Origin of the sequence: Alteromonas sp. MB-3u-76 (assembly GCF_002831605.1) — a bacterium.
Classification (GTDB): domain Bacteria; phylum Pseudomonadota; class Gammaproteobacteria; order Enterobacterales; family Alteromonadaceae; genus Alteromonas; species Alteromonas hispanica.
This window is the reverse complement of record NZ_CP025115.1, coordinates 2,884,507-2,899,159: the sequence shown is the minus strand read 5'-3', so window position 1 is coordinate 2,899,159 and position 14,653 is coordinate 2,884,507. Positions and strand designations below refer to the sequence as shown.

Below are 14,653 nucleotides of genomic sequence, written 5' to 3'. Positions count from 1 at the left end.
AAACTTGGCGTAGCTGAGCGGGCGTTAGCCTAAGTCTTTTAAAAACGCTATCATATAAAAAACGACGCTGCTGCGTCGTTTTTTATTAGTAAGAAACGCTAGTGCTAGCGCGCCAATAAATCTCGGTATTGAGGCTTAGATATAACCAATTGCACCGTACTTATCGTTCTTTCCAAAAAACCACCTTCGCAATATTTCAGATAATAAGTCCACATACGTACAAAGCGCTCATCGTATCCATCCTGCAACAGTTCATCCTTTGCAGCTATGAATGCCTCATACCAGTGATTAAGCGTTTTCGCATAGTCGATGCCAATGTCGTGCAGGTCTCTTATCATCATATCTGAATGCTTTTTAAGGTGAGCGTTCAGCTGATATTGTGATGGTAAAAATCCGCCAGGGAATATGTATTTCTGAATAAAATCTACGCTTTTGGAGTAACTGTCATAGCGTCTGTCGTCAATGGTAATCGACTGTAAAAGCATTAAGCCATTGTCTTTTAACAATGAAGAGCATCTTTCAAAAAAGTTACCCAAGAACGAACGGCCTACCGCTTCAATCATTTCAATAGAAACAAGTTTGTCGTATTTACCTTCAAGTAATCGATAATCCTTTTTTAATAGGGTTACCTTGTCTTCAACTTGCTCTTTTTCTATCCACTCCTGAGCCCAAGCGTATTGCTCTTCAGAGATAGTCGTGGTGGTTACTTTGCATCCGTAGTGTTTTGCGGCATATACCGCTAGGCCGCCCCAGCCAGTGCCAATTTCTAACAGGTGATCATTCTCATCCAGTTTTAGCTTGTCACATATGGTTTTAAGCTTGTGGTTTTGCGCTTCGTTAAGAGATGCATTTGGGTCTGGATAAATAGCAGAAGAGTACATCATAGTGCCATCAAGGAAGCGAGTATAAAGTTTATTACCCAAGTCGTAATGCGCCTCGATGTTCTTCTTTGCTTGGCTTGTGGTGTTTCTGCGGGTGAAATGTTGCAGTTTCATCACCGGCATAGTTAACCATTTAAACTTATTTTCCCACTCGTCAAGTGTGGGTAAGTTACGCGCAAAAATTTGCACTACTGCGGTGACATCATTGCTGTCCCAGTGCCCATCCATGTAGGCCTCACCAGCACCTACGCTGCCGCCAAGCAATAGGCTTCGATATGCTTTTACATCTTTTATATTAACGATAGCTGACAGCTCGTCATGCTCATTGCCAAATGTTGCAATAGTGTCGCCGTTTTCTTGAATGGTTAAACTACCTAGGGGTAGGTGTTTTAAACATTTAAGGAAGAGCGTTCTACAGGTCTTGTCAACAAACGAAACCTCTGACGTAGAGAGTAATACAGATTCACCAAAAGACATTTTTTATTTTTCCTGACTCTTTTCTGGGTGTGTATATAGCGGCGTCTTTTTTAAAAATAATTTAAGCGCTTGCCAATAAATTCCCAATACAGTTTTCATTGTCATACTAGGTATACGCTTCATCACTTTAGTTAGATTCGCATTATCTAAAGTAATTTTGCTCAAATTTATTCCAGCACAGAATTCTTTGTCCTGTCGTACACAATCCATTACCAATGACAGTCTATCTGAAGGCTGCGTAATTCGCCATTTATAGGTCATATCCATTGGGTTAAAAGGAGAGACGTGAAAGGCTTTTTTTGTGTCATCCTGTGTCGCTAAGTCAACTAAATAATAGTGCCTCTCATTCCAGGGGGTATTGCTCACTTCAGCAAGCATGTGAGAGAAGCTTCCGTCATTTTGCCTTAGGTAATAAAAATTAACTGGGCTGAAATACAGCCCCCACATCCTTAGCTGCCCCAGCATAAAAACTTCACCGTTAAGTGCTTTATTACCGTTTAACGACGTCATTTTGTCTAGCACTGCGTCTTTTAGCGGCTTGCTGTCATCATCTAGATAGTCTTGCCGTTTAAACCTTGCTCTGGCCCAACTGCTAATAGAAAAGTGCTTCATGTTTTCAGACAGGGCAGTAAGCTCTTTTTCATCAAGTTTTAGCCAAAACAGATAAATGTCGTATAAAAACTTGTGCTGCGTTGGTTTGAAACGCTCGTGGTAAACGGTACCGCGATAAATTGCACTTTCAGTATCTACAGCTGTCACAATGTCTCACCAAACCGTTTGCAAACGTCAAGCGCACTTACAACACCGTCTTCATGAAACCCGTTGTACCAATACGCCCCGCAAAAATGCAAATTGTCTACACCACAAATTTCGCTTCTGCGGTGCTGTGCTTTAACCATCGTGGCACTGTATTGCGGGTGAGCGTATTGATATTCGCCTAAAATCTGCGTTTTATCTATTTCGCTTGTGTTGTTGAGCGTGACTGAGTAAGTGTTCTTGGCGGAAAGACGCTGCAGAATATTCATGTTGTAAGTAACCGAAGCTGGACGCATTTCTTCGGTCGCATCTTCTTTAAGTCGATAATTCCAGCTGGCCCAAGCAAGTTTGCGTTTTGGAAGCTGGCCCACGTCTTTGTGCATTACAACGTCGTTATCGCCATATGGGATGTTGCCAAGTATATCACGGTGAAGGTCGGTTGGGTTCTCGAGCATAGCTAGTGCTTGGTCGCTGTGACACGCAAAAACCACGTCGTCGAATTTCTCTGTATTCCCGGTTACATCTGTAACAGACCACTTATCGCCAATACGACTGACATTCTTAACACCGCAAGACAATTTTATCTGCGACTTAAACGCTTCAATTAAAGGCGCAATATACTGGCGAGAGCCTCTCTTGATGGTGTACCACTGGGGGCGGTCTGTAATATTGAGCAGTCCATGATTATTGAAAAACTGCAGGAAAAAGGTGAGAGGGAACCCCCGAGTTTGCTCTAAGCTGCTCGACCATATGGCAGCACACATAGGAAGAATGTAATACCGCGCAAAGTCCTCGCTAAGCTCTAATTCATCGATAATATCTTGTAATGTCAGCGCGGAGGTGTCTCTCTTATCTGCAACCATCGCCTTACAGGCTTTATTAAATTTAAGAATATCTCGAACTATTCGCCAAAATTTGGGGCGTAAAATATTTCTGCGTTGGGCAAACAAACTATTGATGGTGTTGCCATTGTATTCTAGATTCGCTTTTTTGCTGGTCACCGAAAAGCTCATCTCAGTTGGTTGATAATCAACGCCTAAAGAATTCATTAGTTTGATGAAATTAGGGTAAGTCCAATCGTTAAAAACGATAAACCCTGTGTCGATGTCGTGGGTTTCACCTTCATCAGTAATGGTTTTTGTTGCCGTGTGTCCACCGATATAGTCGTTTGCTTCATATACGGTAATATCATTTTTCTTATTGAGAAGATGAGCACAGGTGAGACCTGAAATACCTGTACCCACAATTGCTACTTTTTTTGTCATTATTAACGTTCTCTTAAACTACTTATTTTTCGTTGCGCATCGACAGGGACAAACGTGTTTGTAGGCCTGATGGTAATAGATTCATGAATCTTAATATATAGCCAAACATTTTTGGGAAAAAGATAGTACGTTTATTTCCTTCTATTCCTTCGAGCATACTTCTAGCCGCCTCTTCTGCGGTGATCTTCATTGGCATATCGAAGTCATTTTTATCAGTCAGTGGCGTTTCAACGAAGCCCGGCGATACAGCTTGCACCTTTACACCTCTATCGTGTAAGTCTACTTCTAAGCTCTTGGTAAAATAGTGTAATGCCGCTTTGCTGGCGCCGTAGGCTTGTGAGCGAGTGAAGGGAAGGAGTCTAGCCATACTGTCAACAATAACTAATTTATCACCTTTTTTTAATTTATTGACGAAGGCATCTACACAGTTAACCACGCCGAAAAAATTGGGTTCGAAGACACGACGAAACATATCAGCTTCAAACTCCTCAATATCGACGTATTCACATGTACCTGCATTTAAAACTGCAATATCGAACTCCACGTCACTTAGCGCTTTTTTTGTATCTTCGAGGTTAGACACGTCGAATTGACATGGTGAAATGTTTTCGTGTTTTGCAAGACTAGTTAATGCTTCTTCATTTCTGCCACATGCGATTACCTTGTACCCTCTATCGGCTGCATGCTCTGCAAGTGATTTTCCAATACCTGATGTTGCTCCGGTGATTAGCAATGTTTTCATCTGGCGAGCCTCCCTTTGATTTTCTTAATTATAAAACCTAATACGGGTACGTGCTCATACACCATTTCGCCCAAATCGTAATAATCCTTGTGGTAAACAATCATGTTGTTGCTCACCCCAAGCTGAGTAGTGCCATCAAGCGTGATTACCTTTTCGCTACCTTTTAGTACAAGCGTCATTGTCCAATTTGCTATGTGGGTCACACGTGAATTAGACTGGTCATCACGAGCGCATAGAAAAATGTCAGCAATATCAAACTTGCAGCTTTCAGCTTGTTCCAGGAGGTTATTAAAATAGGACTTAACTTCAGTGAGGCCTTGGTGTGTTGTTATCGGGTCTATGAACAAAACATCGGTTGCATAGATACTGGCAAGATCATCGGTAGATATTTTACAAATATCTGTGTAAATCTTACAAAAACGTTGAATAACTTCCATTCTATCTTCCTCACACGCCTCTACGTATATGCGCTTTAGGTAATTAACACGGTGACTTTAAAGCCTATTTTGCGCTTATAAAGTACAACTTATATAGATTTCTTGCGTTGTCTTTTAGAAATTCTGCTCAGCAATTTAATCGAATCTGCAAATGTGAATCATCGTCGTGTAACAATGATGCTTTTTTGTTCTAACCACAACCGCTTGAATTCATTTCATTCTTTTACTGCAGAAAATAAAAGAAAGCTCAACTTTACAAGACAGCGTGCCAATAAGATCACCCACTAAAACCACAGTGTGAAAAATTTTCCGACATGGATCCAATTCATTCCCACTCGCGTAACTCCTTATGTATTCTTGGAAGTGTGGTGTATGAGTAATAAACGTTTTCCCTTGTTCCCTTTATCAGCCCATCTGTTACCGGAAGGTCGCATGGCCTTGCGCATTTTTGAACCGCGGTATGTTCGCATGGTGAAAGAGGCGTGTGCCGAAAACAAAGGCTTTGTTATGTGTATGTTAAATGCAAATGGCGATAAATCGGCTAACGAACACATACATCGAATAGGTACATATGCCACGGTGGTAGACTTTGATATGCTTGACGATGGCTTGCTTGGCATAAAGGTTGCTGGTTCTCACCTAGTTGAGGTGGAAGATATACACGTTGAACACGACGAATTAAGAACGGGTATATGTAATCCAATTGAATCTTGGAATTGTGACCTTTCATCCCAGCAATTAGCGCCTATGGACGAGCGACTTAAAGAAATATTCGGAAATTACGAAGAGCTAGCATCATTGTATGATGAACCAAAATTTGATTGTCCCAATTGGGTATTGAATAGATGGTTGGAGTTGCTTCCCGTAGATGGAGCGCAAAAACAGCATTTTCTACAACAACGAGAATGCACAAATTTGCTCAAGTATCTGTCTACATTGATAGCGTAACCATGCTACCTTTATTACAAAATCGTAACCTAAAATATGCGATTTCACCGAACGTTTTAAGTCAGAAACCCGTAGAATGAAAGCACCAAAACGGAAAGGCGGACGAATACTATGTTAGTTGGAATTCCATTGGAACAAAGCAACAGCACAATCAAACCTAAAGATTGTGCTACCGAAATGTCTGAACACCTTGTAGCGGTTGCTGACGCTCGCTGTAAACGATCATTTTCCCGAGTTTTTAATTATTTTGCTCCACGTCTACGCTCTTATGCCCTAAAGCAAATGGGTAACGAGGCACTAGCTATGGAGTTGGTGCAAGACACAATGTCGAATGTATGGCAAAAAGCACACCTTTTTAATGCAGAGAAAGGGTCGCCATCAACGTGGATTTTTACTATCGCACGAAACATTAGATTTGACATGTTACGAAAGCTACAGAACCGCAAAGAGGATGTTTGCTCTGATGATTTGTGGCCTGTTCTGTGCGAACAGACTGCAGATTTGAATGAAGCCCCTCTTGATGAACAGGTTACACTGGAGCAAATCGGTTATTTATTCGAAGAGTTACCGGTTAAGCAAAAAGCGGTTATTGAAGCAATTTACATAGACGGTAAATCTCAGCAAGAGGTTGCGAATGAACTGTCTATTCCATTGGGAACTGTGAAGTCTAGGACTCGCCTGGCGCTTCAACGTCTAAAAGGTATGCTGAACGACAATGATTAAGTTTCATCCTAGCTCTCAACAACTCAAAGAATTCGTTGAGGGCAGTTTAACGCCCGCGGTCTCTCTGTTAGTGTCGGCTCATTGTGACATGTGTGAGCAATGTCAGCTTCGCGTTGAGAGCGAAACTGAAGAACTAGCAGCAGAGTTGGTGTCTGAAATTGAAGAGAGTTTTGATGAGTCTGCGCAGTTTGGTGATATGCTTTCGCAGATTACCCAATCACCGTCGTCAATTGAGGTTGACGGTAGTTCATCAAGCTACGCCAGTAATCTTGGCGAGCGAACGGTATCGATAGAATTGGACGGTCGCTCATTTAAATTGCCAAGAACTTTGCATCGTTATGTCGATAAAACAGGGAACTGGTCAAGTCTAGTGGGTAAATTGTGGCAAGCTCCTGTGGACTTAGGCAATCAAGGTGTCGCTAATTTTATATTTATGGGTAGTGGAGGAAGCGTTCCCGAGCATACCCACAGAGGCACGGAATATACGTTAGTCATCGATGGTGAATTCAGTGATGGTTTGAGTGACTATGATACTGGAGATTTTATTTTCATGGACGGAAATAAAACACACACACCAAGGTCTGATACTAAAGAGGGATGTTTAGTATTCAGTATTGTTGACCAACCGCTACATTTTACTTCTGGTTTGGCAAGGCTGCTAAATCCATTCAGTCACTTATTTTTTAGGTAACTCTTAGTTTCTGAGTTATTCGGAAGATAAACAAAAAACGCACCTTTTGGTGCGTTTTTTATTGTCTTTTTGGCAGGCTGCCTTTGCGAACGTGGCTTTACTAACGTAGCTTTGCGAACCTAGCTTTCAGAACGTAGGATAAGCAAGCCCCGCGTCTTAGCTGATAAAGTCACTGTCTGGGAAATTGAGTTTAAGCGTTTTCATCGCATTTAATCTTAGGTCGTCCAAGCCAAGCTGTTCGTAACTAGACACCATAATTTCAAGAGCGTCCTTTACTTGTGTAGTATCTGGGAAATGCTCTATGACATAGCGACCGCGATTAGCCGCAGCTACATAAGCTTGTCTTCTCATGTAGAAGCGCGCAATCGCAATCTCATACCTAGCTAGCCGGTCTTTAATATGTAGCATGCGCTTTTTGGCGTCAGCAGCATATTTGCTGTTCGGATACTGCTCTATTAAACGCCTAAAGTCTTCAAACGCTTGGCGAGATTTCGAAGGGTCTCTATCTGAACGGTCTATGGTCAGCAGCTCTTGGAAGAGGTTACTATCTGATTCCATGTTGGTTAGACCGCGCATATAGTATGCATAATCCACGTCAGAGTGATTAGGGTTCAAGCGAATGAAACGGTCGATAGTCGCAAGCGTTTCGTCAATCTTTCCTGACTTGTAATAGCTATAAATAAGGTCGAGTTGAACCTGGTGAGATAACGGTCCAAACGGGTAACGAGAATCTAGTGCACTGAGTGTTTGCGCCGCAGCACTGAAGTTACCCACTTCCATGCTTTCTGATGCTCTCTCATAGAGCTGCTGAGCCCCCATATTAGCAAGCACAATTTTTTCTTCTTCAGATTCTGAAGAGCTACAACCCGCTAGCGTTACCGCAGTACCAAGAAGTACAGGTGCTAAAAGACGAAATGATTTCATAATGATTCTATAATCCTGCTAAACAGTTTCTACAACTTCGCTGTCTGAGCTCATGTGCTAAATAACAACACGATTTTCTTATTCTAACGTACTAACGAAGAGAAAAACTATACAAATTCGCAAACAACGCAGTGTACAGGGTGATTCCTTGTTATAATACCCTTTTTACACGTAATGTTAGGTGTTATGACGCAAGTGCCAAACACAATTCAATTAGAGGCTTCTACAGAAGCCGCACACTTTGGTCTACGGTTAGATCAGACATTAGCCGATTTGTTCCCTGAATATTCACGTTCTAAGTTAAAAACTTGGATCCAAGACGGTAACGTTTCCGTGAATGGCGAAGTAATTACAGTGCCACGCCATAAAATGCAAATAGATGAAGTCATTACTGTTCAAGCAGAAATGGAAGTTCAGGTAAACAGCGTAGCTCAAGATATCGCTCTGGATATTGTTTTTGAAGATGAGCATATTCTAGTAATCAATAAGCCGGCCGACTTAGTAGTTCACCCTGGAGCAGGCAATCCTAGCGGTACAGTGCTCAACGCCTTGCTTAATCACGTTCCTGATATAGACCGCGTGCCAAGAGCCGGAATTGTACATCGGCTAGATAAAGATACCACCGGCTTAATGGTAGTAGCCAAAACTGTACCCGCTCAAACTCATTTAGTGGATCAGCTTCAGCGCAGAGAAATGAGCAGAGAGTACGAGGCCATTGCTATGGGAACAATGGTTGCTGGTGGAGTGGTTGATGAGCCAATAGGACGTCATGCAACGAAACGCACGCATATGGCGGTTAGAGAAGATGGCAAGCCAGCAATAACGCACTTTCGCGTCATTGAGAAATTTCGAGCATACACGCATTTGCGTTTGAAGCTGGAGACTGGGCGTACTCACCAAATACGTGTCCATATGGCGCATCTCAAGCATCCACTGTTAGGCGATCAAACATATGGTGGAAGACCCAGATTACCCAAAGGGGCTTCTAACGCCTTTATAGATACCCTTAGAGGGTTTCAGCGTCAGGCACTTCATGCTGCTCAGTTATCTTTGTTTCACCCAGAAAGTGAAGAGTGGATGACATGGAAAGCGCCACTGCCCAGAGATATGCAAGATTTATTGGAAGCGGTAAGGCAAGATACAAAAGAAAATCCTGAAGATATGATTTAAATGCATGCTTTCAAAAACTGACCTTATTACACCAGCGTGGTCATGCCCTGATAATGTTGTAGCTTATACCTCTACGCGAAATGGGGGCATAAGCCGCGGTATATATGAGGGCCTCAATGTTGGGGCTCATGTTGGTGACGATTTAGCGGTGGTAAAACAAAACCGCTCAAAGCTGCCACACAGCTCAAAAATAACCTGGCTTGAACAAGTGCACGGATGCACCGTTGCTACTCTTCCAACTACAGCGATAACGGCTGATGCCGCATATACAGATAAACCTGAACAATTTTGTGCGGTTATGACCGCAGATTGTGTGCCCATCCTGCTTTGCGATACAGCAGGTAGTGAGGTGGCGGCCGTGCACGCTGGTTGGAAAGGATTAGATATAAAAATCATTGCTGAGACATTGCGCTGCTTTTCGAATTCTCCAAGCAGTATTATGGCGTGGATTGGTCCAGCTATTTGTAACAAGTGCTACGAAGTAGACAGTGGCGTGGCATTTCGATTTTCGCAATATGACGGTGTTGTAACACCCAGTAAAAACTCCGATAAGTACTATTTAAATTTACCGCTAATCGCACAATTACAGCTTAATAGTCTTGGTGTGAACCAAGTAACACAAAGCTGCCTGTGCACTTATTGTGAAAGCCATATGTTTTACTCCCACCGCAAAGCTACGCATGATAATGCCAAAGGCACAGGTCGAATTGTGAGCGCTATTGGTTTTCGATAACATTGCGCTGAATCAAGTTTTTTATCATCTTTAGCAATAGTTACTTGAATCGTCATTCATAAGCTCCCATTAATAGAATATAAACAAATTTTCATTTAAAGGTTGAGGTTATGAGATTAGATAGATTTACCAGCAAGTTTCAGCTCGCTATATCCGATGCTCAATCACTCGCATTGGGTCGAGACCATCAATACATTGAACCAGTACACTTAATGACTGCCATGCTGAATCAGCAAGGTGGCTCTGTACGTCCTTTACTTGATCAGGCAAAAATTAATGTTAACGCATTGCGCTCTGCATTGAGCCAGGCCATAGAGCGCCTACCGCGAATTGAGGGTATTGGTGGTGAAGTGCAGTTGGGTAAGGACAGTATTGTCTTACTCAACTTGTGCGACAAAATTGCGCAACAACGTAAAGATGACTACATCACGTCTGAGATATTTGTCGTTGCAGCGATAGACGATAAGGGGCGACTCGGTGAAATACTTAGAAGCCTAAATGTAACTAAGGATATCGTTGAAGCCGCTATTGATGATATGCGTGGGGGGCAAACGGTAACCGACCCCAATGCAGAAGACGTACGCCAAGCACTAGAGAAGTTTACAACTGACCTAACAGAAAGAGCAGAGCAGGGTAAATTAGATCCAGTGATAGGCAGAGACGACGAAATCCGCCGAACAGTACAAGTGCTACAACGACGGACAAAGAATAACCCGGTACTCATTGGTGAGCCTGGCGTAGGTAAAACCGCTATTGTCGAAGGCTTGGCTCAGCGTATTATAAATGGCGAAGTGCCAGAGGGCTTAAAAAATAAACGAGTATTGTCTCTAGATATGGGAGCTCTCATTGCTGGGGCCAAATATCGTGGTGAATTTGAAGAGCGTTTAAAAGCTGTACTTAATGAATTGTCGAAGGAAGAAGGTCGCGTCATCCTTTTCATAGACGAACTTCATACTATGGTTGGGGCAGGCAAGGGTGATGGTGCTATGGATGCAGGGAATATGCTCAAACCCGCACTTGCTCGAGGCGAGCTTCATTGTGTTGGCGCTACAACATTAAATGAGTATCGTCAGTACATAGAAAAAGATGCAGCTCTTGAACGCCGGTTCCAGAAAGTACTTGTTGAAGAGCCAAGTGTAGAGGATACCATCGCTATTTTGCGGGGGCTTAAAGAGCGCTACGAGCTTCACCATTCAGTAGACATTACCGACCCAGCCATTGTAGCAGCAGCAAGTCTGTCTCACAGATACATCAGTGATCGCCAACTACCTGACAAAGCCATTGATTTAATTGATGAGGCGGCATCGAGTATTCGCCTTCAAATTGACTCAAAACCAGAAGATATGGATAGGTTGGAACGCCGAATTATTCAGTTAAAGCTAGAGGAGCAAGCGTTAGCGAAAGAGACCGACGACGCCAGTCACAAGCGTCTTGAAATGATTGAGCTAGAGCGTGAGCAGGCAGAAACTAAATATGCTGATTTTGAAAAGGTCTGGCTAGACGAAAAAGACGCTATGCAGGGCACTCAGACCATAAAGTCTGAGTTAGAGCAAGCGAAGTTAGACTTAGAAATTGCTCGCCGAGCTTCAGATCTCAATAGAATGTCTGAACTTCAGTATGGACGTATCCCTGAGTTGGAGTCTAAATTAGAGCAGGCTGCAGAGAATGAAACTCGCGAAACTAAGCTGGTGAAAAATAAAGTCACCGATGCTGAAATTGCCGATGTACTCTCTCGTTGGACAGGTATCCCTGTGTCTAAAATGCTGGAGGGAGAGCGTGACAAATTACTTCGTATGGAAGATGTGTTGCACAAACGTGTAGTGGGGCAGCAAGAGGCAGTGAATGCGGTATCAAATGCTATTCGCCGTACACGTGCCGGGCTCGCTGATCCTAACCGGCCTATCGGGTCTTTCCTTTTCTTAGGCCCAACAGGGGTTGGTAAAACCGAACTTTGCAAAACGTTGGCTGGCTTTATGTTCGATACCGAAGACGCGATGATCCGTATCGATATGTCTGAATTTATGGAAAAGCATTCAGTTTCACGACTCGTTGGTGCGCCTCCAGGTTATGTAGGCTACGAGGAAGGCGGATACCTAACTGAGGCTGTTCGTCGCAAGCCGTACTCAGTCATTTTGCTTGATGAGGTGGAAAAAGCACACCCAGATGTATTTAATATTCTGCTGCAAGTTCTTGATGATGGGCGTTTGACTGACGGGCAGGGACGTACTGTAGACTTCAAAAATACCGTAGTGATAATGACGTCAAACCTTGGTTCTGATGTTATTCAAGACAAGCACGATGAAAGTCAGTACGACGAAATGAAATCACTAGTATTGAATGTGGTTGGTCAGCACTTCCGCCCAGAGTTCATAAACCGTGTGGATGACATTGTAGTATTTCACCCGCTGGGTAAAGAGCAAATTAAGGCAATTGCTAAGATACAGCTCGCATCGCTACGTGCTAGGCTTGCAGATAAAGGTTATAAGCTCACGCTATCTGGCAGGGCAATGGATAAACTTGCAGAAGCAGGTTTTGATCCTGTCTTTGGTGCAAGACCGCTCAAGCGAGCTATTCAAATGCAAATTGAAAATCCGCTGGCGCAACAGTTGTTAAGCGGTGCTTTACTGCCAGAGTCGACAGTGAGAATAGATGCAGACAATGAAAAACTGTTTATCGTAAGCGAGTAGGAAACAGAAGGGAGAATGTTCTGCTATTCGTTTAAGTGTTACCCCGTGCGGTTCGCGAGCGATAAGATACATTTATAGCCACGGTGCTAGGTAACAAACTATAGATACGATTAAGCGGGTGTCGCGAGGCACCCGCTTTTTTGTTTGCCCAGCGAAGCTGGCAAACCCGTCAGGTTGAAAGAAACCTGAATCACCCTGACTGAGGGGAAGATAATCCGAATGGCAAGGGCGCTGTTGGCCAACGATAGGGTCTGAAGGAAGCCATAGGAAGTTAGAGGTACACAACGAAAGTGAACCTGATTCGGCAAGGCAGGTGGGTAAGCGTGCAAAATAGCGCGAAGCCCGATACTCAGTCAGACCTGTTTTGTGTTTGAGGGTGGAATTTCTAACAGGGAGCCATAACGTGGTTACCAGAACAGTAACTGGGGAAGCCTGGCATTGGATCCAATCAAATGGTTGGACGTATCGTTCAAGGAGTGATCCAAGAATGTTGCGAGTGTGAGGTGGCAGATGAACCCGTAGTAGTGAGTAAGGCTAGGCCGATGAAAGCCAGTAATGGTGTGGAGGGTAAAACCAAGCCGACTATCAGCATTGTGTTTGATAGGATCTATTTTAGCCAAAAGCTTAAATGGATTGCGAAGGGGGGAAGCAGACTTTAAGACTCTGATGAGTTGTGAGTTTTTTTATCATTGATACACAAGCCGCCAGATCAGCGGGACAAGTCGAATCGGTGCGCTAGGAATAGTGATGTCTGGTGAGACAGGCCGTATATGGGAAGTAATTGTAGTCAAATTTGGTAGATTGCCTCAGTGCTAGAACGCCAAACCCTGCAATGAAAGTTACCACAATGTTAGAAAATGAACGATGTCCATAGGGCGCACGATACTAGATTGCAAATTAGCATTGTGTCACTTAGCAAGTGATATGAAGTATGCAGGAGCCGTATACGAGGCCCGTACGTACGGTTCTGTGAGATGTATGGACTCCCTTCCCTGAAAGGGGTACGGTCTTAATTGTCAAATTAGCCAAAGGGGTCCATACATGATTAAGAATACAATTATTGCAATTGACCTTGCAAAGCATTCCTTTCAGGTTTGCAAGTTCAACAGTGACGGAAAAATTGATTATAACAAAGCAATGAGTCGTAAAGCATTGATAGCACTTCTGGGAAACCATGTGTCAGCGTTAGTGGCAATGGAAGCCTGTGGTGGCTCGAATTACTGGGCGCGTTTAGCGAGGCGGCATGGTCATCAAGTAAAAATCATTCATCCTCGCGCAGTAAAAGGGCTGCAATTAAAGCAAAAAACAGATAAAAATGACGCCTACGCTATCGGTATTGCGGCTCAATTACCTCATATAAACTCTTGTGGCATCATGGAGGAAGATGAACAGGGTCTTCAGGCCCTGGAGCGGGTGCGAATGCTGCAGTTGGAGCAAAGGACGGCGTTGGCAAACCAGATACGAGGACTGTTGACGGAATTCGGGATTGTGATAGCAAAGGGGTTAAATCATTTAGTCACTGCGCTGCCTGACATTTTAGAAGATGCAGAAAACGGCTTGCCGATGAATTATCGTCAGGCTTTGGCTGCGCAGTCACAAATGTTACAACTCTATACGACTCAAATAGAAAGTTATGACAGGCTCATAGCAGAACACACGCGGCATAATCCTGTTTGCCAGAAATTAAGTAAACTCGAAGGCGTAGGCCCTTTGATTGCTTTGGGGTTAACCGTTCGATTGGGAAATGCGACAGAGTTCAATACAGGCCGGGATGCATCAGCATGCATAGGTTTGACACCGAAGCAGCATTCGACCGGCGGTAAAGAGCGATTGGGACATATTTCTAAAAACTGTGCAGATAAAAGATTGCGAAGTTTGCTCTATCAGGGAGCAATGTCGGTAGTGAATAAAGCAGTATCCAGAGAGCCTAAGACTGTGAAAGAGCAGTGGCTGAAGGCGTTAGTTGACCGAAGGGGAAAGAAGGTTGCTGCCATCGCGTTAGCAAATAAAACGGTGAGAACCGCTGTTGCTCTAATAAAGAATAATGACGATTACAATCCGATACTGTTAGCAGCCTAAGAGTTAGTAAATCAACAAATTGCGAAAATAAATGGTAAGACCAACCAGCAGAATTCAGCCAGTCCTCTCAAGTGACTAAACACTGTGTGTGAGAATTGAACTGTTGGTGCGTATACATCGAAGGGCAGGAGTAGCTCTCC

At 43.4% G+C, this 14,653-nt stretch carries 15 protein-coding genes; 8 read left to right on the top strand and 7 right to left on the bottom strand.

Annotation, left to right across the window (positions count from 1 at the left end; all coding sequences use genetic code 11):
* Positions 1-104: 104 nt before the first annotated feature.
* From CW735_RS12950 to CW735_RS12930, 5 genes are read right to left on the bottom strand one after another with little or no spacing between them, the layout of a single operon-like run.
* Positions 105-1,358, bottom strand: coding sequence for an SAM-dependent methyltransferase (locus CW735_RS12950; protein ID WP_100972510.1), 1,254 nt, complete (start codon positions 1,356-1,358; stop codon positions 105-107).
* A 3-nt stretch (positions 1,359-1,361) separates the two neighbouring features.
* On the bottom strand, positions 1,362-2,117 hold the full coding sequence (locus CW735_RS12945) for a DUF1365 domain-containing protein (RefSeq protein ID WP_071980074.1): 756 nt from the start codon (positions 2,115-2,117) through the stop codon (positions 1,362-1,364).
* Positions 2,114-3,379, bottom strand: coding sequence for an NAD(P)/FAD-dependent oxidoreductase (locus CW735_RS12940; protein ID WP_071980073.1), 1,266 nt, complete (start codon positions 3,377-3,379; stop codon positions 2,114-2,116). The genes CW735_RS12945 and CW735_RS12940 overlap by 4 nt, the downstream gene beginning before the upstream one ends.
* A gap of 22 nt (positions 3,380-3,401) precedes the next feature.
* Positions 3,402-4,121 (bottom strand): SDR family NAD(P)-dependent oxidoreductase, encoded by a 720-nt coding sequence (locus tag CW735_RS12935; protein WP_100972508.1) that lies wholly within the window; start codon positions 4,119-4,121, stop codon positions 3,402-3,404.
* Complete coding sequence (locus CW735_RS12930; RefSeq protein ID WP_071980071.1) at positions 4,118-4,558, bottom strand: nuclear transport factor 2 family protein; 441 nt, start codon at positions 4,556-4,558, stop codon at positions 4,118-4,120. Before CW735_RS12930 ends, CW735_RS12935 begins: the two co-directional genes overlap by 4 nt.
* A gap of 372 nt (positions 4,559-4,930) precedes the next feature.
* Here CW735_RS12930 and CW735_RS12925 point away from each other — a divergent pair, with 372 nt between their 5' ends.
* The 3 genes from CW735_RS12925 (at position 4,931) to CW735_RS12915 (ending at position 6,920) form a co-directional block, all read left to right on the top strand.
* A complete protein-coding gene (locus CW735_RS12925; RefSeq protein ID WP_071980070.1) occupies positions 4,931-5,506 on the top strand; it encodes an LON peptidase substrate-binding domain-containing protein in 576 nt (191 codons plus the stop codon).
* Positions 5,507-5,617: 111 nt separating this feature from the next.
* The gene (locus CW735_RS12920; protein ID WP_071980069.1) at positions 5,618-6,229 is read left to right on the top strand and encodes a sigma-70 family RNA polymerase sigma factor; all 612 of its coding nucleotides are present in this window, start codon (positions 5,618-5,620) and stop codon (positions 6,227-6,229) included.
* Positions 6,222-6,920, top strand: coding sequence for a ChrR family anti-sigma-E factor (locus tag CW735_RS12915; protein ID WP_071980068.1), 699 nt, complete (start codon positions 6,222-6,224; stop codon positions 6,918-6,920). The genes CW735_RS12920 and CW735_RS12915 overlap by 8 nt, the downstream gene beginning before the upstream one ends.
* Before the next feature lie 156 nt (positions 6,921-7,076).
* Here the strand turns inward: CW735_RS12915 and CW735_RS12910 are convergent, their stop codons facing one another.
* Positions 7,077-7,844, bottom strand: coding sequence for an outer membrane protein assembly factor BamD (locus CW735_RS12910; RefSeq protein WP_071980067.1), 768 nt, complete (start codon positions 7,842-7,844; stop codon positions 7,077-7,079).
* Between the two features lie 186 nt (positions 7,845-8,030).
* Between CW735_RS12910 and rluD the strand changes: the two genes are divergently transcribed.
* The 3 genes from rluD (at position 8,031) to clpB (ending at position 12,434) form a co-directional block, all read left to right on the top strand.
* Positions 8,031-9,014 carry a 23S rRNA pseudouridine(1911/1915/1917) synthase RluD gene (rluD, locus tag CW735_RS12905; RefSeq protein ID WP_071981300.1) on the top strand — a complete coding sequence of 328 codons (984 nt, stop codon included), beginning with the start codon at positions 8,031-8,033 and terminating at the stop codon, positions 9,012-9,014.
* A 4-nt stretch (positions 9,015-9,018) separates the two neighbouring features.
* Complete coding sequence (gene pgeF, locus CW735_RS12900; protein ID WP_071980066.1) at positions 9,019-9,747, top strand: peptidoglycan editing factor PgeF; 729 nt, start codon at positions 9,019-9,021, stop codon at positions 9,745-9,747.
* A gap of 110 nt (positions 9,748-9,857) precedes the next feature.
* Positions 9,858-12,434, top strand: coding sequence for an ATP-dependent chaperone ClpB (gene clpB / locus CW735_RS12895; protein WP_071980065.1), 2,577 nt, complete (start codon positions 9,858-9,860; stop codon positions 12,432-12,434).
* A 72-nt stretch (positions 12,435-12,506) separates the two neighbouring features.
* On the opposite strand, the gene CW735_RS12890 is transcribed toward clpB, so the two are convergent.
* Positions 12,507-12,719: a hypothetical protein gene (locus CW735_RS12890; protein WP_157812691.1), complete on the bottom strand. Its 213-nt coding sequence runs from the start codon at positions 12,717-12,719 to the stop codon at positions 12,507-12,509.
* Positions 12,720-12,886: 167 nt separating this feature from the next.
* Here CW735_RS12890 and CW735_RS12885 point away from each other — a divergent pair, with 167 nt between their 5' ends.
* Positions 12,887-13,093: a hypothetical protein gene (locus CW735_RS12885; RefSeq protein WP_015068459.1), complete on the top strand. Its 207-nt coding sequence runs from the start codon at positions 12,887-12,889 to the stop codon at positions 13,091-13,093.
* A 382-nt stretch (positions 13,094-13,475) separates the two neighbouring features.
* Positions 13,476-14,513, top strand: coding sequence for an IS110 family transposase (locus CW735_RS12880; protein ID WP_100970721.1), 1,038 nt, complete (start codon positions 13,476-13,478; stop codon positions 14,511-14,513).
* The last annotated feature ends 140 nt before the right edge of the window (positions 14,514-14,653 follow it).

What these genes read in the sequence shown, in the direction of transcription:
- CW735_RS12915 (WP_071980068.1), top strand. Translation starts at nt 6,222, where the DNA reads ATGATTAAGTTTCATCCTAGCTCTCAACAACTCAAAGAATTCGTTGAG.
- CW735_RS12925 (WP_071980070.1), top strand. Translation starts at nt 4,931, where the DNA reads ATGAGTAATAAACGTTTTCCCTTGTTCCCTTTATCAGCCCATCTGTTA.
- CW735_RS12935 (WP_100972508.1), bottom strand. Translation starts at nt 4,121, where the DNA reads ATGAAAACATTGCTAATCACCGGAGCAACATCAGGTATTGGAAAATCA.
- CW735_RS12950 (WP_100972510.1), bottom strand. Translation starts at nt 1,358, where the DNA reads ATGTCTTTTGGTGAATCTGTATTACTCTCTACGTCAGAGGTTTCGTTT.
- CW735_RS12920 (WP_071980069.1), top strand. Translation starts at nt 5,618, where the DNA reads ATGTTAGTTGGAATTCCATTGGAACAAAGCAACAGCACAATCAAACCT.
- rluD (WP_071981300.1), top strand. Translation starts at nt 8,031, where the DNA reads ATGACGCAAGTGCCAAACACAATTCAATTAGAGGCTTCTACAGAAGCC.
- CW735_RS12880 (WP_100970721.1), top strand. Translation starts at nt 13,476, where the DNA reads ATGATTAAGAATACAATTATTGCAATTGACCTTGCAAAGCATTCCTTT.
- clpB (WP_071980065.1), top strand. Translation starts at nt 9,858, where the DNA reads ATGAGATTAGATAGATTTACCAGCAAGTTTCAGCTCGCTATATCCGAT.
- CW735_RS12940 (WP_071980073.1), bottom strand. Translation starts at nt 3,379, where the DNA reads ATGACAAAAAAAGTAGCAATTGTGGGTACAGGTATTTCAGGTCTCACC.
- pgeF (WP_071980066.1), top strand. Translation starts at nt 9,019, where the DNA reads ATGCTTTCAAAAACTGACCTTATTACACCAGCGTGGTCATGCCCTGAT.
- CW735_RS12910 (WP_071980067.1), bottom strand. Translation starts at nt 7,844, where the DNA reads ATGAAATCATTTCGTCTTTTAGCACCTGTACTTCTTGGTACTGCGGTA.
- CW735_RS12885 (WP_015068459.1), top strand. Translation starts at nt 12,887, where the DNA reads ATGGTTGGACGTATCGTTCAAGGAGTGATCCAAGAATGTTGCGAGTGT.
- CW735_RS12930 (WP_071980071.1), bottom strand. Translation starts at nt 4,558, where the DNA reads ATGGAAGTTATTCAACGTTTTTGTAAGATTTACACAGATATTTGTAAA.